Origin of the sequence: Paenibacillus sp. FSL H8-0317, from assembly GCF_045040685.1 — a bacterium.
Lineage (GTDB): Bacteria > Bacillota > Bacilli > Paenibacillales > Paenibacillaceae > Paenibacillus.
Map to the genome: position 1 here is coordinate 1,251,207 of NZ_CP150294.1, position 21,354 is coordinate 1,272,560.

Genomic DNA, 21,354 nt, shown 5'->3' on the forward strand with positions numbered 1-21,354 from the left:
TGTCAGGTCGACAATCAGGTCGCAGAAAGGCTCGTATGCCACTTGCAGCCAAGGTGCTCTCTTCGGCACTTAGCGTAGCTTTGCTCATTGGAGGAACGGCTGGCGTTACGGGAGCAGAAGCTTCGAACGGTAATGGATCGACGGAGGCCAGCCTGCAATCACATAAGGGAGGCAGTCACGTGAAAGAGATTCAACTGGAATATCTGGATCGGGGTTTGGTGGCTGCATCGACATCTGAAGGTGTTTTTCTCAGTTGGAGATTGCTTGGTGATGAGGCTACAGGGTATAGCGACAAAGGGCTGACAGGTACTGACTTCAACGTCTATCGTGATGGCAAAAAGATCGCTACCGTCACCGACAGCACCAACTATGTAGATTCCGCGGGTAAATCTTCTTCCCGTTATGAAGTGGCAGCGGTGAACAAGAAGGGCAAGGAGAGCAAACGCAGTGCATCCGTCAAACCTTGGGCGAACGGGTATGTGGACATTCCACTGCAAAAACCCGCCGATGGTGTGACGCCTGCGGGAGAAGCTTATACGTATTCCGCCAATGACATGAGCGTGGGTGATGTGGATGGGGATGGTCAATATGAGTTTTTCGTCAAATGGGACCCTTCCAACGCCAAGGACGTATCGCAAAAAGGATACACAGGTAAAACCTACATTGATGCTTACACCTTGGACGGTCAGTTGTTGTACCGGATCGATCTTGGGGTCAATATCCGTGCAGGTGCTCATTATACACAGATGCTCGTTTACGATTTTGACGGGGATGGCAAAGCCGAGATGATGTTTAAGACCGCTCCGGGCACAAAGATTATTAAATATAACAAAAAAGGAAAAGTAACCTCCGAGAAGTACATCACACTTCCCAAGCAGGATCGCAAGGCAGGGTACTCGAACGAAGATGATTATCGTTTAAGTGCGGATGGTTACTACGATCACGTGGTGGATATGTTCAAGAACTGGCATAAACATGATGAGGTTGTGAAGGGCAACTGGCCTGCGACATTGGAAGAGGCTTTTGGAATGGAGAAAAAGTATAACTACCCATTATCTCAGCAAGATGCCGAGAGCCTGGCCGACTACTTCATTGATGTGTATGCGGTAGAACGCAGTAACCGAAATGAGCTGCGCAAGTTTGAAGGTTTTATCGTGGATGGACCGGAGTATGTTACGGTATTTGAAGGAAAATCAGGCAAAGAGCTGGAGACCATTCCATATGAACCCGAGCGTCATGATGATGGTCTGATGTGGGGCGATTATGCCATGGCACGGATTGAACCGGGGAATCGAGTGGACCGTTTCCTGGCAGGAGTGGCCTATCTGGACGGCAAGAAACCGTCTGCAATCTTTGCACGCGGATACTATACACGTTCGACGATGGTTGCCTACAATTGGGACGGCAAGAAGCTGAAAAAGGAATGGAAAGTGGACAGCGGCTGGACGCCAATGAAGAACCCATTCAATGACGGACCGCATGGTGTGGATGGCACAGATCCGCAGTATGGCTCCATAACAACCCAGGGAGCGCACTATTTCAGTGTGGCGGATGTGGATGGAGACGGCAAACAGGAGATTATCTATGGCTCCGCTACGATTGATCATGACGGCAGCGTGCTGTACAGCTCCACAGACCTGATGCCTGCCGAGAGTGCTGCGCCGGGAACCATTGCCCGTCTGGGTCATGGGGACGCACTTCATGTGGCAGATATCGACCCGGATCGTCCGGGACTTGAGATTTTCATGGTTCACGAGGGCGGCCCGTGGGCGCCGTACGGCTATTCCCTGCGTGATGCGAAGACCGGAGAAGTGATCTACGGTGGATACACAGGGAAAGATACCGGTCGCGGCATGGTGGGGGATGTTGATCCGACTCGTCGTGGACTGGAGACATGGGCTGTAGGCTTGTGGACAGCTAAGGGTGAGAAAATCAGTGATCAGATGCCGGGAACGAATATGAATATCCGTTGGGCTGGTGATATGACGACACAGATCGTTGATGGTGCCATCGACGTCACACCTACAATCAAAGACTGGAATCGTGGCACGTTGCTGACGGCAACAGGCACATTGACCAACAATCACACCAAAGGTACACCTTCTCTCGTAGCTGATATCTTCGGGGATTGGCGGGAAGAGATGTTGGTGAGAACCACGGACAGTTCAGCGATTCGTATCTATCTGAGTACCGAGAAAACGGACCGCAAATTGTACACGCTGATGCATGATGCGATGTATCGTGTGGGCATTGCCGGACAGAACAGTGGATACAACCAGCCTTCCTATCCGTCCTTCTACATGGCATCGGATATTGACTGGTCCAAAGTAACGCTGCCTAAGTTTTACACGCCAGGTAAGGGTGGAAAGTAAGCAGACCGGATGAGCAATAGCAACATAACACATGTTCAAGATCAGGCTGTAACGTAAGGAAGCATCGTTAGTTTTGAGAGTTAGCATCGAAGCTTGGAAGCTCTGGAATCCCAATGTGTATAGCACATGGAGGTTTCAGAGCTTTCTTCACATTAGGATCTGCGAAACAGACCTTGGCGAGTTCCCAGCCACCCATGTTACGTCATTCTTTTACATCGTTGGAGTCTAAATGCTCGGTAGAAGCGAACGCTTTAATGGTGTAATTTCCTTGATCATAGATCAATGTGGTAATGGAGCACTCGGGGATCAATTGGTTCTGCATAGCTATAAAATTGGAATGCCAGACGTTAAGCTCGCCCTCGCTAAAGGTTTGCACCAGAAAATCAGTAATGAGTCCACCATGTGCAACCACAATAATGTTACTGTTCTCTGGCTCTTCATTAGCTAATGCGGTTAGGAGGGAGGCCAGACGTTCACCAGCCTGTTTGGCCGAGTCTCCCACGGCTGGAACGTAATCTGGATCAGACGTACATCGATCCCACATTGCAATGAATTCTTCGAATGACTGATCGGGGCAATCGCCCCAATTGGCACGTTCGCGCAGGCGAGGATCTTCGGTTATATGGGAATGGGTGTGGCGGGCAATCATATTTGCGGTTTCTTGGGCTCGTCGAAGTGGGCTGGTAAGGATTTTAGTAACGGGAAAGGTAGCTCTGGCAAAATGAAGTGCCGTGGCTTCGGCTTGTAAGACCCCTTCGGAAGTGAGGGAGACATCACCGATTCGTCGTTCTTTGAGACCATGTCTCACGAGATGATAGGTGGTACTCATGCGTGGAAACCTCCTTAAGTATAGATAATTTACACAGATAATTAGATGATATACTAATTATATATTTATCTAATTTAACAATGCAATAAAGCTTTTAACGAAGACAGTTTATATTCAACCTACGGAATTGTTACAATGGAGAAAATTGAGGATCGATCGTCGCAGGAATGGAGGCATGGACATGAGCATCAGAAAGCGTTGGACAGGAAGCCTGTACCAGGAGGCATTGCGAACAGAGGACTGCGGGCCGCGTTTCTACGCGTACTATTACAAGCAGTGGGACAACTATCGTATGTCCTATCACCATCATGATTCCACAGAGATCATGTATATTATTTCGGGAATGTGCCGGGTGGATGTGCAGATGTCGGATGGGAGTTCGGAGCAGACCGTTTTGAAAAAAGGGCAGTTCATTATGCTCGACGCAGGTGTCCCGCACCGTTTGCTGGTGGAAGATGGTGTCCCTTGCCGGATGCTCAATGTGGAGTTTGGTTTCTCCACCTCGTCTCCCGGACAGCTATCCATCCGCCAGCTTGCGCTGGAAGAGGAAGAAGTTCACACTCTACTCACTAATGCTTCGCCATATCTGGTACTGCCTGACCCGGAAGAGGTGTATCACATTATGAAAAGTCTGGTGTTGGAACTCGATCAGCGTGGTCTACTGGAGCAAGGAAGATCAACTGTGCCGATGAAGATCATTCCACCAGAGGAAAGGTTGTATCACCGCGAGGCGCGCAATCTCTCGTCCCCGGAACAGGGCATGCTGGTGCGTACGCTGTTTATCCAGTTGCTGGTCCGTGTTGCGCGTCTGCGCGGAGAAATGAGCCGGAGTGCGCCAGATCAGGCGGAGTTGTATGTCAAACGAACCATTGAATTCATGCATCACAATATGGATCGCAACATTCAGATGAAGGATATCGCGGCAGCCGTCAATCTGCATCCAGGTTATTTACATCGTATTTTTCGTCAGCACACGCAGCGCACACCTACCGACTACCTGACGATGCTTCGAATGGAAAAGGCCAAGATGTTGTTACAACAGTCCAATATTCCCATCTCCGAAATTTCAGACTATGTTGGTGTGGGGAGTCGGCAGTATTTTCATATGCTTTTCAAAAAGTATACGGGTAAGACACCTGTTCAATACAGGGGTTCCATGGAGCGAATAGAGTGGAGCTACCCGGAGGAATCGGAGTAGGCGCAACACCTGGGGCTGACAAGGCATGGTAGAAACTAAATGTTGAACTGAAAGGGTATTCATGATATCCTTTGTTCAGAAGTAACAGATTCGTCGATAATGTAGTGGTTAATCTCATATATTCAGGATTGTGACTGTTCGGCAGGCGATACCTAAATTGTTCGTAGTAGACATGAGTTGTACATGTTGCTGCTTCAATTTAGGTTTTTTTTATGGGAGATTTTTTTGAAGTTCTAATGGAATATTAATGGGATGAGCGTGTGATGAGTTGGGGGTGATGCAGATGAAGATCAGGAAAATCTTTAATAACAATGTGATTTTACTGACGGATGATAACGGGGACGAAATGATCGTGATGGGAAAAGGGATTGGGTATAACAAACATAACAGTGATGTGATTGATTTCTCGCAGGTAGAGAAAAAGTTTGTGGTTGAAAAAGCAACATCTGACAAACTGATGGGTCTGATTGGTGAGATTCCAACCGAACATCTGGAGTTATCGAATGAAATTATTGAATACGCCGAACAACAGCTTGCCCTCAAATTCAGTGATAACATCTACATCACCCTGACGGATCATATCAGTTTCGCGATAAGAAGGTTTCCAGAAGGCATTATTGTCAAGAATGCTTTGCTGTGGGAGATCAAAAAGTTCTATGCAGCCGAGTATGAAGTTGCCCTGAATGCGCTGAACATTATTGAACAGAAAACAGGTGTGAAACTGCCGGAGGATGAGGCAGGTTCCATTGCCCTACATTTTGTCAATGCACAGCAGCGAGGACAGGATATGAAACAAACCTATCAGATGACAAAGATTGTTAATGATTTGGCGAATATTGTGAAATATCATTTTGGAATTAAACTGGACGAAAGCTCGATTAATTATAGCCGTTTCCTCACACATCTGCGGTATTTTGCTTACAGAATTCTACATGATGAGTTGATTCCGGAAGAGAGAGATTCTTTGTATGATCATGTAAAGGACAAGTACCCCGAATCGTATGCGTGCGCCAGAAAGATTAGAAACTACCTGGAGATTAATTACGAGAAGAAAACAACGAATGAGGAAATGGTTTATTTCATGATCCACATTCACCGGGTCACGAACCGTGAGCAGGATCTGACGGAAGAATGAAGGAATACTGATACAACTATATATTAAGGGATTGTGACTGTTCGGCAGGCGAAACCTGAATTGAGGCTTGTGTATTGACTAAGGTCAGTAGACGAGCTTCAGTTCAGGTTTTTATTTTGCCATCGTAATATGTTATTCGAAATGATGGAGTCAAGACGTGAACTGTAGGAATTAAACAAATGTATGGGGGGAACAACATGGATCATCTCAAATTAGCACAAAACATTGTAGACCGCGTTGGAGGAAAGGATAACATTCAATCGCTGACTCACTGCGCTACCCGTTTAAGATTTGTCTTGAACGATAACCGAAAGGCTGATGCAGACATATTGGAAAACACAGCAGGCATCCTGAAGGTTGTTGAAAGCGGTGGGCAATTTCAGGTTGTTGTAGGTAATGATGTTTCCGAGGTGTACAAACATATCGTTGCCGAAGGGGAATTCGACGGAGCAGGGTCCGATGGAAGCTCAGAGAAAGAAAAAAGGAGCATCCGTTCAGCCATCTTTGGCCTGATATCGGGTAGTTTAACGCCATTAATCCCGGTATTTGCTGGAGCAGGGCTAGTTAAGGCTCTGTTAATTGTTCTTGAAAGAGCAGGCTGGATCGCTGTGGATAGTGGAACATACGCTATATTGGCTGCGGCGGGGAACTCGATCTTTTATTTCCTGCCGATTCTTCTCGGCATCACGATTGCCAAAGTTCTAAATGTGAATTCTTATGTGGCAGCGGCGATCGGGGCCGCATTGATGGAACCGAATTTTACGGCTTTGACAGCAGCAGGAAGCACCACTCATTTTCTCGGGATACCCGTATCGTTAATGAACTATGCTTCGTCGGTCTTTCCGATGTTTATCGCCGTTAGCATCTATGCGGTTTTGGAGAAGTTTTTGAAGAAAATCATGCACAAAAATGTGCAGCTGTTCGCAGTTCCATTCCTGTCACTCGTCATTATGGTACCACTAACAGCCATGTTGATTGGTCCATTCGGGCAATATGTGGGCCAATGGATTGGAAATATTGTTAATTTCCTGATTAACAGCAACTCTGTCATCGCAGGGACTATTCTTGGGGGTACCTGGTCTTTTCTCGTATTGCTTGGATTACACTGGGCGACGGTGCCTATTATTATGGGGAACCTAAGCGCTGGGGGAGATCTCATTGCACCCCTTGCGGCAACATCGGTAGCTGCTTCCATGGGTATCGGTCTCGGGGTATTCCTGAAAACAAAGGATAAAGATCTCAAGGCTTTAAGCGGCTCGTCTTTCCTTTCTGCAATTTTGTCAGGGGTTACTGAACCAATTCTGTACGGTATCATTCTGCGTTACCGCAAAACACTCATTTATCTGGTGGCCGCTGGAGCCATTGGCGGTGGTCTGATGGGTTATCTCGGCGTGAAGTTGGTTGTGTTCAATTTCTTCCTTAATGTGTTCACCCTGCCTGCTCAGAGTCCGATGTTGTATTACATTATTGGTGTATTGACTGCCATTGCGGGCGGAGCCTTGTGCGTGGTGCTGTTTGGCTACGAGAGTAAGAAAAATGATCGGGGGACTGAAGCTCCTGATGTACACACGAATGCAGCGATGGAAAGCTTGATTACCAGTCCGCTTGAAGGCACTGTTATTACACTTCGTGAAGTGGAGGATGTCGTGTTTTCCTCAGAGTCGATGGGTAAAGGCGTAGCGATCATTCCGTCCAAAGGTCAGCTGGTGTCCCCGGTAGACGGCGTTGTTTCTGTAACAATGAAAAGCGCACATGCCATTGCGGTTACTTCGGATGAAGGCGTCGAAATTCTCATGCATATCGGCATAGATACGGTGAGATTAAAAGGGAAGTATTTTACACAGAAAGTTCAGCAAGGTGACCGAATCCGTAAGGGGGAGGTACTGATTGAATTTGATCTGGATCAGATCCGGAACGAAGGCTTTAAACTGACGACTCCGATTGTTGTAACGAACTCTGATCAATTCCGCGTCATTACGCCGTTGCAGTCAGAAGGGACAGTTGCTGCAACAGACGAGCTGTTGTCTGTTCGATCATAAATGGATACAGAGAAGGGGAGGAGCAAAATGAAGCTGATTGTTAATGCAGATGATTATGGCATCACCATGAGAGTAAGCGAAGGCATCCTTCATGGGATGAAACAGGGTCTGATTACAGATACCTCGGCGTTGGTGAATTCGGTACATTTTGAGAAGAGTAGTGTCATGGCTCTTGAAGCAGGCATCACGGCTATGGGCGTTCATTTGAATCTGACATTCATGGCTCCGGTGCTGGAAGCATCAGCAGTTCAGAGTATCGTCGACAAGTCGGGTCGTTTCTATCGAAAACCTGGGCTTATTCCTGCATCCTATGATCCTGGGGAAGTGCGCACGGAGTTGAAGGCACAAATCGAGAAGTTTTTGGCTTCCGGATTGAAGTTAAATCATCTGGATACCCATCATGGGGTGAGTATTAAAGATACGCAAATTCTTGATTTGGTGATGGAACTGGCTCGGGAGTATAACGTTCCTATGAGAAGAGATGACCTCTTATCTGGCCAGTTTGAGGGGAAGCTGGCGGATGCAGGTATTCGGTCTACAGATAGGTTATGTGGTGATCCAGCTATGCCTTCTCTACAGGAATCATGGTTTCGCAGCGTGCTGGAGCAGTATAAGGATACAGAATATATCGTTGAAATTGCTGGACATCCAGGATATGCAGATGAAGAATTACGCAATATCTCATCTCTGGTAGATGAACGGGAGCACGATCTTGCTTTATTGATGAATCCAGCGTTGAAAGAATATGTGACAGAACAAGGTATTCAACTCATTAGCTACAGTCAGTTGTAGCAGAGGTACGGCTGTTTCATCGAGTCAGAAGATTAAGTTAGGATTTTTGACAACAAGATCATGAACAGGTCATGATTTTGATAACGCTTCCCTATTTGCGGTTGGTACAATGATTTCATGAAGAGAGTCATTAACCGAAGCGAAAGATTCGGATTAGGGGAGGACATAGGGATGTCGTTTAAAGTGGCGTTTATCGGGGCAGGAAGTATCGGATTTACACGGGGATTGTTAAGGGATTTGCTCACGGTACCAGAGTTTAACAACATTGAAATTGCGTTCTGCGATATTAACCAACACAATCTGGACATGGTGACTGAGCTGTGTCAGCGGGATATCCGTGAGAATGGATTGAATATTCAGATTCAGCCGACAACAGATCGGAAAGAAGCGTTAAAAGATGCGAAGTATGTACTGTGTACGATTCGTGTAGGGGGACTGGAAGCATTTGCAACCGATGTGGACATTCCACTGAAGTATGGGGTAGATCAATGTGTCGGCGATACGCTGTGTGCAGGCGGCATTATGTATGGACAACGCGGAATCGCCGAGATGCTGGACATCTGTAAAGATATTCGTGAACAGAGTGCACCCGACGTGCTGCTCTTGAACTATTCCAATCCGATGGCGATGTTGACTTGGGTATGCAACAAATATGGTGGTGTGCGGACGATTGGACTGTGTCATGGCGTACAGCATGGTCATCATCAGATTGCGGAAGCTTTTGGATTGAAAAAGAGTGAAGTGGATATTGTCTGTGCCGGCATCAACCATCAGACTTGGTATATTCAAGCGTCTCATGAGGGCAAAGACCTTACAGGTGATCTGCTCGAAGCCTTCGAGAAACATCCAGAGTACAGCCGCACTGAGAAAGTGCGGATCGATATGCTGCGCCGCTTCGGTTACTACAGCACAGAATCGAATGGTCACCTGAGTGAATATGTGCCGTGGTACCGCAAACGTCCGGAAGAGATTAACGAATGGATCGACCTGGGCAATTGGATCAACGGAGAGACAGGTGGTTATCTGCGGGTGTGTACAGAGGGGCGCAACTGGTTTGAGACTGATTTTCCTAACTGGATGAAGGATGAACCGATGCAATTCATTCCGGAAAAACGGGGCGAGGAGCACGGTTCGTATATTATCGAAGGTCTGGAGACGGGACGTGTCTATCGTGGACATTTCAATACCATTAATAATGGAGTAATCTCGAACCTGCCGGATGATGCGATTATTGAAGCACCGGGATATGTGGACCGCAACGGCATCTCCATGCCTCATGTAGGCGATCTGCCACTTGGTCCGGCTGCGGTATGTAATGTGAGTATTTCCGTGCAACGTCTTGCGGTTGAAGCAGCGGTGAACGGAGACGACAAATTACTTCGTCAGGCGTTCATGATGGACCCGCTCGTGGGTGCCGTGTGTAATCCGAAAGAGATCTGGCAGATGGTCGATGAGATGCTAGTTGCGCAGGCCCAGTGGTTGCCGCAGTATGGGGATGCGATTGTAGCTGCAGAAGCAAGACTTGCTGCTGGCGACCTTATTCCAACAAAGGAATATGAAGGTGCAGCACGTCTTAAGGTGAAAACGGTGGAAGAGATGAAACAGGATCGCGATGCTGCCAACAAAAACGCGGGTGAATCCGATAAAGGGAAAGATCGCGAGAAAGTGCAGCATTAGATAAAAATGTGTAAGGGCCTCTCCAAAATTGGAGGGGCCTGTTTATTTCTATTTTTTTTCGACACCACGGATAACAAAGGCAAAAGAGGTATCACCCAAGGAAACCTGCGAATTTTGAGAGGAAGTCCAGCGGGCAAAGGCTCCATAATAATGAGTACCTTTTTCCTGCGCTAACTGGAATGAACCTTCTCGCAAAGAGATGGGACGTGCCACTCCATTTACATATTCGACAAGAGTTAACTCGTCAGGTGGTACATTTGTACCCAGATGAATAGATATATTCTCGCCTACCAACACGGAGACAGGTACTTGACCTTCCAGCAGTTCCATATGACCTGCATAGTCTGCACACATACTTTCCCAGCAATAACTGCCCTGTATAGCAGGAATAGGAGTGCCACTTTCAGTCTGTATCACTGGTGTAGGCAGTTCCTGATTTTGTTTTAATTCCGTTTTGGCTTGATTTGCATTGGTTGTTGAGGGTGAGGCAGTTTTGTTTGTACCATGACTTGGAGTAGGATTACAGCCGGATAATATAAGCAAAGTTGAAAGAAATAACAATGTGGTCAATGTTCTTATCGTATTGAAGAATTTTATTTGCAAGAGAGGAATGTTGCTAGTGTTACTCTTGCGATGCATATTTACCATGTGATACATATTACCTTTACAGACATAGTAATGTGTCTTATAGTATACACAGGACGGAAGAAAGTCGGTGAAACTCGTAGATGGATGTGCAAGTGATTAACAGTGATCTGATTCGGGGCAATATTGACCCCATCATTCTGAGTGTACTTATACCCGCAGATAACTATGGTTACAGCATTATTAAGGAGATCTACCGTAAGAGCGGAGAGCAGTTTGAATTGAAGGAACCTACGCTTTATTCCAGTTTGAAGAGGCTGGAGAAGAGTGGATATGTGGAGTCCTACTGGGGGGAAGAGACGCAGGGAGGACGACGCAAATATTACCGAATTACAACGCAAGGCCTTGAAGCCTATAGAGAGCAGGTTCATGCTTGGCAAGCAGCCAAGGCACTGATTGATTGCATGATTGTCACTGGAGAAAAAGGAGATGAAGACCTATGAGATTGGAAGCTCGCATCACTCGTCATGTGAATCGTTTGTTCGCTCACGCACAAGATACATTAGACAATCGAGAATTAAAAGAAGAGATTCACAGCAATCTCGCTGCGCGGATTGACGATTATATCTCGCAGGGTATGAGTGAAGAGAAGGCGTTCCAGACCGCCATTCAGCATATCGCTGGTATGGATGAAGTGATGAGTGACCATCGAAGGGTACAACGTGTTCCTTACTGGACAGCGTTGTTGCAGTCTGCTCTGATTTATAGCCTCATAGCCTGGATCATTACCATTCCAATGAGAGTGCTGATGCAAGGCTCCGCCATAAACAATCTGCTTATGATCGTGAGTCTCATTGTTGGTGGCATGTATGTATTGTATCTGTTGATCAACAAGACGAACGATTCTGCAACTTCCGTGAAAACCACGGTTATTCGAATCCCTGCCTTAGTGCAGTGGAATCGCAGGATATGGTGGTTGTGGGCGGCATTAATACTCGTACTATGGGGAACGCAGGCAGCGTTGCGATTCGGAAGCAACATCTGGTTTAATCGACCCATTCAGGTGGATGGACCCTACCAGTTTGCTGTGATCGTCATTGCCTTTGCCATCCCGTTACTAAGCGTTATTATCCCTTTGGTAGTGCATCGGGCGTATCGGATCGTTAGTAAGTATGAAGTGAGTGATGCGTTATGAGAATTAGAAACATATGGATTATAACACTTGTTGTGTTGGGCATCATTGGCTTAGTGATTGTTGAAGGCTACGTTAATCCGAAGATCGAGGCGAAACAGGCTCGGTACGAGGAAGAGCAGCAGAATCCGCTGACACATGATTTTGCCGCTTTAGCCAAATATCGCAGTCCCTACATGGGTGATAATTCAAACCTTAGTCATCTGAATCAGGCTTTACCTTTACGTGAAAGATTGAATGGTTACCAACTGTACCCGGAGACGTTCACGGTCCAAGTGAATTATAGCTTGGATACGCGTGAGATGGATGCAGAGGAACTTGAGCGGATACTTGTATATAATGCGGTTGCGAACTTTGTTATGATTGATAATCTGGAGCAGATCGTCTACCAGTTTGAGAATACCAGCCATACCTTACGTCGTGAATCTGCCCAACAATGGACAGGTACGGAATTAAAGGAGCTTCAGAACCTGGAGCTATGGAATTCGACTGTACGCGAGAAGCTGGTAGAACCGGCACAAGTGAAAAAGGCTTTTTCACAGATTGTTGACAATTAAGCTGCATGAAATAGAAGGAAATAGGCAAGAGACTCGACTCTTCTCCCATGCTATGTTATTATAAATCTCTGATAACGTGGTAACGAACTAAAGCGTTTGGGTTTTGGTTATAGACATGGAGGGGTTCGAGAGATGAGAAAAAAAGCGATTCTACTATTATTCATTAGTATATGTGTATTGATTGTGGCTGGTTGTTCCAGTTCCGCAAGCAAAGACGATAACACGATTGTTGTAGGAATTGATGACAAGTTTGCTCCAATGGGCTTCCGGGACGAGCAAAATGAAATTGTTGGTTTTGATATTGATTACGCAAGAGCTGCAGCGGAGAAAATGGGTAAAGAAATCACATTCCAGCCAATCGACTGGTCTTCCAAAGAATCAGAGCTGAACAGTGGCCGGATCGATATGATCTGGAACGGGTACACCATTACGGATGAGCGTAAAGAGAAAGTGCTCTTCACGAAGCCGTATCTGGAAAACAGCCAAGTAGCTATTACCTTGGCAGACTCGCCAATCACAAAGCTGGATGAACTCGATGGCAAAAATGTGGGATTGCAGGCGCTGTCCTCCGCGGCAGATGCATTGGCAGCAAGTCCTCTGAAGGATAAAGTGAAAGCTTCCGAATTCAAGGATAACGTGCTTGCACTGACGGATCTGAAGACAAAACGTCTGGATGCGGTCATCATTGATGAAGTGGTAGCGAGATACTACATGTCCAAAGAAGAGGGAACATTCAAACTGCTGGATGAATCTCTTGCACCGGAACAATATGGCATTGGTATCAAAAAGGGAAATGAAGAGCTTCTGAATCAGCTACAAAAAGCGCTGGATGAGCTGAATGCAGACGGAACAGCGGCTAAAATCTCCGCCCAATGGTTGGGTGAAGATAAGGTTCTGAAATAGGCAGGTTACACACCTGATATATAGTTAGAAACAAAACGGACCCCGTATTCCATGCTGGAGCGATTTATGCCCCAGAGGAATGCGGGGTTAACAGATTAGAGGAGACGAAACAATGAGTTGGGATTATTTATCGACCATTTTAAAACCGATGCTAGAGGGTGCGCAGACCACCATTTTCATGTTCTTGCTAGCGATCGTGTTATCTGTACCGCTTGGATTTGCGGTCACGCTTGCGATGAGAAGCCAGATTAAACTGCTGGCGTGGATTGCCCATACGTATGTATACGTGATGCGAGGAACACCGCTACTGCTCCAAATTCTATTCTTCTGCTTCGGTTTACCGTTGCTTCCGGTGATTGGAGAGTATCTGGTGTTTGATCGTTTTGTTGCAGCGGGGATTGCGTTCATCCTGAACTATGCGGCGTACTTCGCTGAAATCTTCAGGGGCGGACTGCTTTCCATTGATAAGGGGCAACATGAAGCAGCCAAGGTCCTTGGATTAACGAAGTGGCAGACGATGACCAAAGTCATTATTCCTCAGATGATTCGTGTAGTATTGCCTGCAACGGCCAATGAGTCCATTACGCTCATCAAGGATACGGCACTGCTCTATGCCGTGGCTGTGCCTGAGCTGTTGTATTACGCCCAAGCGGCGGTAAATCGCGACATAAAGCTGTTACCTTTCTTCGTGGCGGCGGTTATGTATCTGCTCATGACACTTGTACTCACCGTGCTGTTCAAGGCACTTGAGAAGCGGTTTTCATTTGAATAAATTAAATCTGATCAATCAAAGGACTGTCTGCATATGACACATATAATAGAAGTAAATCAGTTGAGAAAATCATTCGGCACACTTGATGTGCTGAAACAGGTATCCTTCAACGTGGAACCAGGCGAAGTAATTGCCGTGATCGGGCCTTCTGGTTCGGGGAAAAGTACGATGCTGCGCAGTCTGATTCATCTGGAGGATATTTCGGGTGGAACGATTCGCATTCAGGATCAGACGTTGGTTGATAAGGGCCGTTACGCGGGTGCCGCAGATATTCGCAAGATGACGGATCGTATGGGTATGGTATTCCAGCATTTCAACTTGTTCCCGCATCTGACTGTACAAGATAATCTGGAACTCGCACCGAAAACTTTGAAAAAAGAAAGCTCAAGCGTCATTCGGTACCGCAGTCTGGAATTACTCGGCAAAGTAGGGCTGTCGGACAAGGCTGATGTCTATCCAGCCAATCTGTCCGGTGGACAGAAACAGCGTGTTGCCATTGCTCGGGCACTGATGATGCAACCGGACATCCTCCTGTTCGATGAGCCGACGTCGGCACTTGATCCAGAGCTGACCGGCGAAGTGTTACGCGTAATCAAACAACTTGCACAGGAAAACATGACGATGATGATTGTCACGCATGAAATGGGCTTCGCCCGTGACGTTGCGGATCGCGTATTCTTCATGGATAACGGGGAAATCGCAGAAGCAGGTCCACCAGAACAGCTCTTCGGCAATCCGAAGCTCGCACGTACCCGGACGTTTTTACAGCGGGTGGAAGTGGAGAGGTAGAAGAAACCTCAAATTATATGATGTGAAAGAACGCAATCCGTTGATTAATAAGGGATTGCGTTCTTTTTTTGAAATAATGGCTTATGCCCACAGGTATATGTTCCAGATCATCAATACCAGGGTCAACACGATATAAGTTACTATATTCCAACGTGTTCGAATTCGATAAGTGGTGTAACTCATGATTCCAAACAAAACAATACTAAAACATAATACAGTTACATTATTTTGATAAAAAGCAATAAGTACAAGCATCAAAATCATAAGTATATTCATGACTTTATCGATTTTCATCTGAGTTAATCCCCCAATGTAATCCAGAAAAGTACTACCATAATAATATCTATATGTTAGAGGTATTCTTGATTTGTATCATCACACGGATAAACGGTTCTTAAATTCATATCCTTGAAGTACAATTTATAAGCTTGTGGATGTAGGTATATATCCGGGGATGATGGGAATAAAATAAATCTAATATCAATTCATAATTAACAGAATGTGGATATTGTTTTTCCTAATAATCGATTATAATGAACATACTTAATAAACAGGGAGGATTTACCTTGGAACATCGCGAAAATGATGTAGATCGTTATTATAACGACACATTGCCACCACCGCCTTATGTAGTACCAAAGACCAATAGTAAGTCGATTGTATCACTAGTTTTGGGGATTCTGTCCGTCACGATTCCTTACGTGGGAATTTTAATCGGAATCGTCGCAATTATATTTGCATCTTTAGCCTTCAAAGAGATCAGAGTTCGCATGGAGCAAGGCAGAGGATTGGCCATTGCTGGACTTGTTTGTGGAATCATCGGTACAGCGATGTATGTATTACTTATTTTGCTCGTGCTATTGTTTAGTTTCGCTATCTCAAGTTCTGAAATTTACTCTACATACTAGAAATATGAAGTTAGCAAACTTAGATTGTATCTAAAACTAAAAAAAGCAAAGGCGTACCTTAGCTCACATCTCCTGTAGAAGAGGATGGAGCTTAGGTATACACCTTTGCTTTTTATTTTACTTTTTACAGGTGAAGTGCGACTTCACTGCTGACGTTTTCGTTCTCCGACGTGCGATGCATCAGGAAATACGTTAAGGTTCCTCCCAGGCCAATCACGACGAAGATGCACAGAATACCAATCTGATCCCAGGTTACACCGAACTGTCCACTTGAGATAACTGCTTTATAACCTGTTACCGAATAGGTCATAGGCAGCCACGGACTAAACACTTTCAGCCAATTTGGAATTAGTTCGAGCGGGAAGGTGCCCGCGCTGGTAGTAAGCTGGAAGATCAGCATCAGAATCGCGAGGAAACGACCCGGGTTCTCCAGCCAAGTCACCAACGCCTGAATGATGTACATAAAGCTCAAACTGGTGACAAAGCTGAATAAGAGGAACAACGGAACGCTATGAACCTCCAGACCCAATACGGACAATACGAGCCAGGAAGCGAGAAGGGACTGGACAGCACTCATGATCGTGAAAGCAAGGGTTCTGCTCACAAAACGATTCCAGCTACTCGCATCGGTAACCGTACTGCCGCGTGTGGGTACAACTAGCGTTGCAATTAATGCGCCGACAAAAAGTCCCAATGACAGGAAGTATGGCGAGAATCCAGTACCATAATTGGGCACTTCGTTATGTTTATGCTCATCCACCTGAACGGGCTGTGCATACATTTCAACAAGTTCATCCGTCTTTTTCACACTGCTCGTTTCAGCTGCCGCTTCATTTAACTTGGTGGAAAGTTCGCTAGAGCCGTCGGTTAATTTGGTAGTGCCTTCTTTTAATGTTCCCGCACCATCATCCAGCTTGCGGGAACCTTCGGTAATGGTGGTGATTCCGTCTGAAAGCTGGTTTATACCCGTAACCAATTGGCCTGCACCTGTATTTAACTGACTCGAACCTTCTGCAAGTTTGGCTCCTCCGGCTGCTGCTTCGGTCAACTTGGTGTTAAATTGTTGAAGGCCCGTTGCAAGCTGCGTATGTCCGGTTGATAATTGTGTTGCTCCTTGTAAAAGTTGCTGTTCACCCTGCACTAGCTGACTGCTGCCTTGATGCAGTTGCTGTTGCGCAGCCTGAAGGCTTTTGCTGCCTTCCACTAATTGCTGTCCACCTTGATAGACCTGTTCGCTGCCAGCGGCAACGGCCTGACTTGCTGCCAGTAATTGCTGAACAGCCGGGTTAGCGGCAAGATCGGGACTTGCTTCGGCTAATTGGGCAAGCCCTTGTGCAACGGCCTTGGCACCTTCACTTACTTTGCTGCTGCCTTCCACTGAGGTTTGCAATCCGGCTACCAGCTTCGCACTTCCTTGTTCGGAAGCTTCCAGTCCAGCATCCAACTTAGCCGCGCCTTCTTGAGCGGACTGAATACCTGCCTGTAACTGTTTGCCGCCAGTTTCAGCCTGCAATGCACCGTTACCCAGTTTCGTGCCTGCTGCCGCCAATTGGGACAATCCATCCGACAGGGAGCTGGCTCCTGCATGAAGCGTACCGATTCCTTGTGCCAAGGTAGCTGTTCCCTCTTTTAATGGTGCCATACCTGTTTCCAATTTGTCGGTTCCATCCGCCAGTTTGGACAGGTTCTTTTTCAAAGTAGAGGCACCATTATCCAGCTTGGCTGCGCCCTCGTTGATCTTGCTAGCACCATCTCCGGCATCCGATAAACCGCTAGAGATCTTCTCCACCTGATCCAGTAACGTTTCGGTATACGATTCTGTGATTTTGGCAGCGACTTTGGAGCGAATTTGTTTGACCGCCGTGCCGCCAATCTGACCCGCGAGGAAGTTGTATCCTTCATTGGGTTCGTAGATCAGGTCGGCCGGCTCGGGGTGCTCATCCATCAGGGTTGTTGCTTTGGTGGAAAAGTCCTCTGGAATCACAATCGTCATATAATACGTGTTGTCTTGCATACCTTGTTCTGCTTGTTCACTAGTCACGAATTGCCAGTCGAAATCATCACTTTTTTTCAATTCATCGACCAGATTCTGACCGACCTCGAGGGATTTGTCATTGTAGACTGCACCCTGATCTGTGTTGACCACGGCTACAGGTAATTCATTCATTTTGCCATAGGGGTCCCAGAATGCGTTCAGGAACAGGCCGCTATACAGCACCGGAATGAACAGTACAACGAGAATTGGAATAAATACTTTTGGTTTCTTAAAGGCGGACTTCAGATCCTGCCCAAATACGTGGAATGATTTCATCATGTTCTCTCCCTATCCTTACGCTAATCCGTTTGTTCTATCTCTATTATGTGTTGAATCTAGTGCATGCCTTTCTCTAGGTGGGGGATAAGCCATTCTTGAGAAAGAGGCCCACAAAATCCTTGATCTGATCTTTGTGCAACGTTGGATGCGCTTTGTTCCAATCTGAGGTTAAGGTGACATACAGCTTCAGCAGGACAAAAGAAACCAGCTTGGGATCGTCCCTGCGAATCTGCTCTAACTCCATGGCACGGCTCACCTGACGCTCCAGATATTCGAGAATGGCTGTCTCCACTTTTTGCAGACCTTCTTTGGCCTGTGGTGTACCGAACTCGTTAACCTCCTGAAAGAGCTTGATCAACAGCTCATGTTCCTCACGATACTCCAGCAAAGAATCCATACTCATATGCACGTTATCTAGAAAGGAATTCTCTTCTTTCACCGTCTGCTCTGTAATCTGTCTCATATCCGCAATGATCGAGCGCAGAATCTCGCTGAACAGTTCTTCTTTATTTTCGAAAAAAGTATAGATCGTTCCCTTGCCCACATTGGCAAGTCTCGCAACCTGCTCCATCGTTGTGGCTTTGTAGCCAAACAGGGCAAAGGATTTCTCGGCAGAATCCATCACCTGTTGCCTTCGATCTATCGTTTTCATCGCATATACACCTCCTTGTAGGTTGAAAGGATAATGGTAAGGTAAGTCCTATATTGACCATTTTACTATTATGGTCAGTTGGTCGTTAACAACTGTAGCACTTGAACAGGGGAGCTAGATATGATCATTGTCATAAACGGATGGGACAGGTGCGAATGTGATGCTCACATGAAAACCCTGGGGGATTCGCACCTCAGAATTTGTCGAAATGGGCAAAATTGTTACCTTAAGGCAACACGTAGGCATAATGTGATTGAATAATGATATGGAAAGTCATAGAATAATAGTGAAAAAACGTGTTTTGGATGGCTCAAATCGTTAAAATACGTACTTTTTCGCTGTCGCACTCCGTATGGAGTGCGTGGATTGAAATATTGTCCTTAATGACCATGTTAATGGGAAATAACTCACATTAAAGAAGTACATTGGAACGGCAAATACCTACTTATGACTGGGAAGTTGAAGTTTATAATACACATGAACATGTAAAACAGCTTTGGGCTTACATATTGACGCTGAAATTACTCAGCATTAGAAATTCAATTCCAAATGACTATACTTGGAATGTATATTACTTGATGTAAAAAGTAATACTTGAACATTAAAGTAGTACATTGTAATATAGGTAATAGAGTAGGAGGTAGTAGTGTATGAGTATGTATGAATCAGGTAAGGTAACTTCGAAAGGACAAGTTACAATTCCAGTTGAGGTAAGGAAACAACTAGGTATAGCTACAGGCGACAAAATTATTGTAATTATCCAAAATGGCGAAGCAAAATTAGAAGTTAGGAAACAGAAAAAGTTAACTGATCTTGTAGGAATCTTAAAGACAGGGCAAGAACATGATCTTCAGGAAGCTAGGAAGTCAGCGATTGACTGGGTGGGGAACAGTTACAAAAAAGGGGAATAGCAATGGATTTTTTGGCTGATACAAACATACTAGTACGGTTGTTCACTCAAGACGATAAGGAGCAGTTTGAAAAAGTTTCTGAAATGCTAGATAGCGGAGATTTTCAGATAATTGTTTCATCACCAGTAATTATTGAAACATGTTGGGTACTGAGATCACATTACAAGCATTCTAATGTTGATGTAGGAAATGCCCTGTTTAGTCTATCGCAAATTGATAACATTATCTTTGAGGAAGATTACATGAAAGATGCGTTAAGGCTGTTTGTTGAAAAGGGTAACGTTGACATTGTGGACTGTTATCTTAGCGCAAAATCAAAAACAATTAACATGCCAGTAGTAACATGGGACAGTGATTTTAAGAAGCTGGGATGCGAGTATTACAAGCCAAATCAACTTTAAATGTTGTTTAGGTAATTGAAACCAGCGGTAGCAGTAACATTACAGTAAATAATGCTGGTACAAGTATTCTAAATCGTACTCTGTATGGAGTGCGTGATTGAAATTTTGGTAAGAGGACGAGAATGGATTTTGTATCTAACTGAGCTCCCATACCTGTAAAAAAAACACAGATAGTTGTACTGTCTGTGTTTTTTTGTATAACGACGGATAGAACTACGAGTACCTGTTTTTTGAATGATACAGAGATGCAGCTTGCATGAAGTGCACCAAGGAGGAGCACATTGGCCCAATAACTGTTCCCTGTTCTTAGGCGTTTATTGAGTTGAATAGCTGATCGTAAAAAGCTCGTAACTAAGTCTTAGTTAAATCCGTCTAATAAGTTGAGGTGATTGAACATGAAACCATTTAAATATTGGAGCCAGCGCTTGAGTATACTTTTTGTTCTAGTCATTATTGTTGGCTGTGGAACATCGAATAAGGGTGAAATAACATCCAAACCCCAGGAAACGGATACGGAAGAAGTTTCAAAGGAATCAACGAAGCGATGCCCGGGAACCCTTGAATGGATTGATTTTCTAATGCTCAATAATATTACATATTTTCAAAACAACGAGGGGACCAAAGAGGTACCCGCAGAGCAAATTGGGGATAGGGTAGGGGAAGTGAGCTTCATGCTGAACGAGCATGCGTGTGCGGATCACGTGACCGAGAATGGTGATGCGGCATATCTTCCAATTGGAACTGTTATATATGAACTAAAAGGTTATAAGTCGCATTATCGCGTAGTAGCGAATAAAAAGATTTACGAAGCAAAAGAAAATCCCAATGCTAAGACAATGGGAGACCTGATGGACATTGAAGACAAAGTGGAAAAAGTCAGCCTTGAAAGCGGGAACGATGGCAGCCCAATCGGTGACTTTCCCCAGGAAGCCGCATCCGAATTCATGAACGAGCTTTTGCTGTTGCGATATGTTGGCTTTGATGAGGTGTATAAGAAATCCAAGCATGAGACAGTGATTTTTTTACGTGTGCACCTTCAAGATGGAACATCTTTTCGAATGGTTTATTATCCGAAAGCGAATGCTTTCTCAGCAGGTACATTTGGAACAGAAAAGATACAATCATTAATCGTTTCTCAGAGAAAAGAAATTAAAGCAGCTGCAGGATTATAGTGGATTGGAGGTTCAACAATCAGTTGATGACACCACTGTCTGTTAAATGATACCGGGAAGGTATAGAACCTACCCACCTAAGTTGGTAACAACAAAAAAACCAAGGCTTTGAGTGTAGTCACTCATGAGCCTTGGTTTTTACTGTGTCGTATTCTT

20 protein-coding genes are annotated in these 21,354 nt (G+C 45.4%); 16 read left to right on the plus strand and 4 right to left on the minus strand.

Features of this window, described 5'->3' with window-relative positions; all coding sequences use genetic code 11:
* Nucleotides 1-35 precede the first annotated feature (35 nt).
* The gene (locus MHB43_RS05655) at nucleotides 36-2,372 is read left to right on the plus strand and encodes a rhamnogalacturonan lyase (RefSeq protein WP_405132394.1); all 2,337 of its coding nucleotides are present in this window, start codon (nucleotides 36-38) and stop codon (nucleotides 2,370-2,372) included.
* Between the two features lie 202 nt (nucleotides 2,373-2,574).
* Here MHB43_RS05655 and MHB43_RS05660 read toward each other — a convergent pair whose 3' ends face one another.
* A complete protein-coding gene (locus MHB43_RS05660) occupies nucleotides 2,575-3,201 on the minus strand; it encodes a histidine phosphatase family protein (RefSeq protein WP_221818939.1) in 627 nt (208 codons plus the stop codon).
* A 181-nt stretch (nucleotides 3,202-3,382) separates the two neighbouring features.
* Here MHB43_RS05660 and MHB43_RS05665 point away from each other — a divergent pair, with 181 nt between their 5' ends.
* The 5 genes from MHB43_RS05665 to MHB43_RS05685 all read left to right on the plus strand — a co-directional run bounded on the left by MHB43_RS05665 (nucleotide 3,383) and on the right by MHB43_RS05685 (nucleotide 10,042).
* Nucleotides 3,383-4,399 carry a helix-turn-helix domain-containing protein gene (locus tag MHB43_RS05665; RefSeq protein WP_221818940.1) on the plus strand — a complete coding sequence of 339 codons (1,017 nt, stop codon included), beginning with the start codon at nucleotides 3,383-3,385 and terminating at the stop codon, nucleotides 4,397-4,399.
* 283 nt (nucleotides 4,400-4,682) lie between these two features.
* A complete protein-coding gene (gene licT, locus MHB43_RS05670) occupies nucleotides 4,683-5,534 on the plus strand; it encodes a BglG family transcription antiterminator LicT (RefSeq protein WP_221818941.1) in 852 nt (283 codons plus the stop codon).
* A gap of 197 nt (nucleotides 5,535-5,731) precedes the next feature.
* Nucleotides 5,732-7,573, plus strand: coding sequence for a beta-glucoside-specific PTS transporter subunit IIABC (locus MHB43_RS05675; RefSeq protein WP_221818942.1), 1,842 nt, complete (start codon nucleotides 5,732-5,734; stop codon nucleotides 7,571-7,573).
* Nucleotides 7,574-7,600: 27 nt separating this feature from the next.
* Nucleotides 7,601-8,365, plus strand: a complete 765-nt coding sequence (locus MHB43_RS05680; RefSeq protein WP_221818943.1) for a carbohydrate deacetylase — start codon at nucleotides 7,601-7,603, stop codon at nucleotides 8,363-8,365.
* A gap of 171 nt (nucleotides 8,366-8,536) precedes the next feature.
* Nucleotides 8,537-10,042 (plus strand): alpha-glucosidase/alpha-galactosidase, encoded by a 1,506-nt coding sequence (locus MHB43_RS05685; protein WP_405131526.1) that lies wholly within the window; start codon nucleotides 8,537-8,539, stop codon nucleotides 10,040-10,042.
* A gap of 48 nt (nucleotides 10,043-10,090) precedes the next feature.
* Here the strand turns inward: MHB43_RS05685 and MHB43_RS05690 are convergent, their stop codons facing one another.
* Nucleotides 10,091-10,690, minus strand: coding sequence for a hypothetical protein (locus MHB43_RS05690; RefSeq protein ID WP_405131527.1), 600 nt, complete (start codon nucleotides 10,688-10,690; stop codon nucleotides 10,091-10,093).
* 80 nt (nucleotides 10,691-10,770) lie between these two features.
* On the opposite strand from MHB43_RS05690, the gene MHB43_RS05695 reads away from it, so the two are divergent.
* The 7 genes from MHB43_RS05695 to MHB43_RS05725 all read left to right on the plus strand — a co-directional run bounded on the left by MHB43_RS05695 (nucleotide 10,771) and on the right by MHB43_RS05725 (nucleotide 15,748).
* Nucleotides 10,771-11,130 (plus strand): PadR family transcriptional regulator, encoded by a 360-nt coding sequence (locus MHB43_RS05695; protein ID WP_047841826.1) that lies wholly within the window; start codon nucleotides 10,771-10,773, stop codon nucleotides 11,128-11,130.
* Nucleotides 11,127-11,822 carry a permease prefix domain 1-containing protein gene (locus tag MHB43_RS05700; protein ID WP_339182409.1) on the plus strand — a complete coding sequence of 232 codons (696 nt, stop codon included), beginning with the start codon at nucleotides 11,127-11,129 and terminating at the stop codon, nucleotides 11,820-11,822. The genes MHB43_RS05695 and MHB43_RS05700 overlap by 4 nt, the downstream gene beginning before the upstream one ends.
* Nucleotides 11,819-12,376: a DUF4825 domain-containing protein gene (locus tag MHB43_RS05705; RefSeq protein ID WP_339182411.1), complete on the plus strand. Its 558-nt coding sequence runs from the start codon at nucleotides 11,819-11,821 to the stop codon at nucleotides 12,374-12,376. The genes MHB43_RS05700 and MHB43_RS05705 overlap by 4 nt, the downstream gene beginning before the upstream one ends.
* A gap of 132 nt (nucleotides 12,377-12,508) precedes the next feature.
* Entirely contained in the window at nucleotides 12,509-13,279 is a 771-nt protein-coding gene (locus MHB43_RS05710; RefSeq protein ID WP_237176757.1) for an amino acid ABC transporter substrate-binding protein, read from the plus strand.
* A 112-nt stretch (nucleotides 13,280-13,391) separates the two neighbouring features.
* A complete protein-coding gene (locus tag MHB43_RS05715; RefSeq protein WP_221818950.1) occupies nucleotides 13,392-14,051 on the plus strand; it encodes an amino acid ABC transporter permease in 660 nt (219 codons plus the stop codon).
* Nucleotides 14,052-14,084: 33 nt separating this feature from the next.
* Nucleotides 14,085-14,840: an amino acid ABC transporter ATP-binding protein gene (locus tag MHB43_RS05720; protein ID WP_221818951.1), complete on the plus strand. Its 756-nt coding sequence runs from the start codon at nucleotides 14,085-14,087 to the stop codon at nucleotides 14,838-14,840.
* A 566-nt stretch (nucleotides 14,841-15,406) separates the two neighbouring features.
* The gene (locus tag MHB43_RS05725) at nucleotides 15,407-15,748 is read left to right on the plus strand and encodes a DUF4190 domain-containing protein (protein WP_221818952.1); all 342 of its coding nucleotides are present in this window, start codon (nucleotides 15,407-15,409) and stop codon (nucleotides 15,746-15,748) included.
* 124 nt (nucleotides 15,749-15,872) lie between these two features.
* On the opposite strand, the gene MHB43_RS05730 is transcribed toward MHB43_RS05725, so the two are convergent.
* On the minus strand, nucleotides 15,873-18,059 hold the full coding sequence (locus MHB43_RS05730; protein ID WP_405132395.1) for a YhgE/Pip family protein: 2,187 nt from the start codon (nucleotides 18,057-18,059) through the stop codon (nucleotides 15,873-15,875).
* 76 nt (nucleotides 18,060-18,135) lie between these two features.
* Entirely contained in the window at nucleotides 18,136-18,714 is a 579-nt protein-coding gene (locus tag MHB43_RS05735) for a TetR/AcrR family transcriptional regulator (RefSeq protein ID WP_062837398.1), read from the minus strand.
* A gap of 650 nt (nucleotides 18,715-19,364) precedes the next feature.
* Here MHB43_RS05735 and MHB43_RS05740 point away from each other — a divergent pair.
* The 3 genes from MHB43_RS05740 to MHB43_RS05750 all read left to right on the plus strand — a co-directional run bounded on the left by MHB43_RS05740 (nucleotide 19,365) and on the right by MHB43_RS05750 (nucleotide 21,198).
* Nucleotides 19,365-19,625 carry an AbrB/MazE/SpoVT family DNA-binding domain-containing protein gene (locus MHB43_RS05740; protein WP_100528578.1) on the plus strand — a complete coding sequence of 87 codons (261 nt, stop codon included), beginning with the start codon at nucleotides 19,365-19,367 and terminating at the stop codon, nucleotides 19,623-19,625.
* 2 nt (nucleotides 19,626-19,627) lie between these two features.
* Nucleotides 19,628-20,026 carry a PIN domain-containing protein gene (locus MHB43_RS05745; protein ID WP_221818954.1) on the plus strand — a complete coding sequence of 133 codons (399 nt, stop codon included), beginning with the start codon at nucleotides 19,628-19,630 and terminating at the stop codon, nucleotides 20,024-20,026.
* A gap of 395 nt (nucleotides 20,027-20,421) precedes the next feature.
* Nucleotides 20,422-21,198, plus strand: a complete 777-nt coding sequence (locus tag MHB43_RS05750) for a hypothetical protein (RefSeq protein ID WP_405131528.1) — start codon at nucleotides 20,422-20,424, stop codon at nucleotides 21,196-21,198.
* The last annotated feature ends 156 nt before the right edge of the window (nucleotides 21,199-21,354 follow it).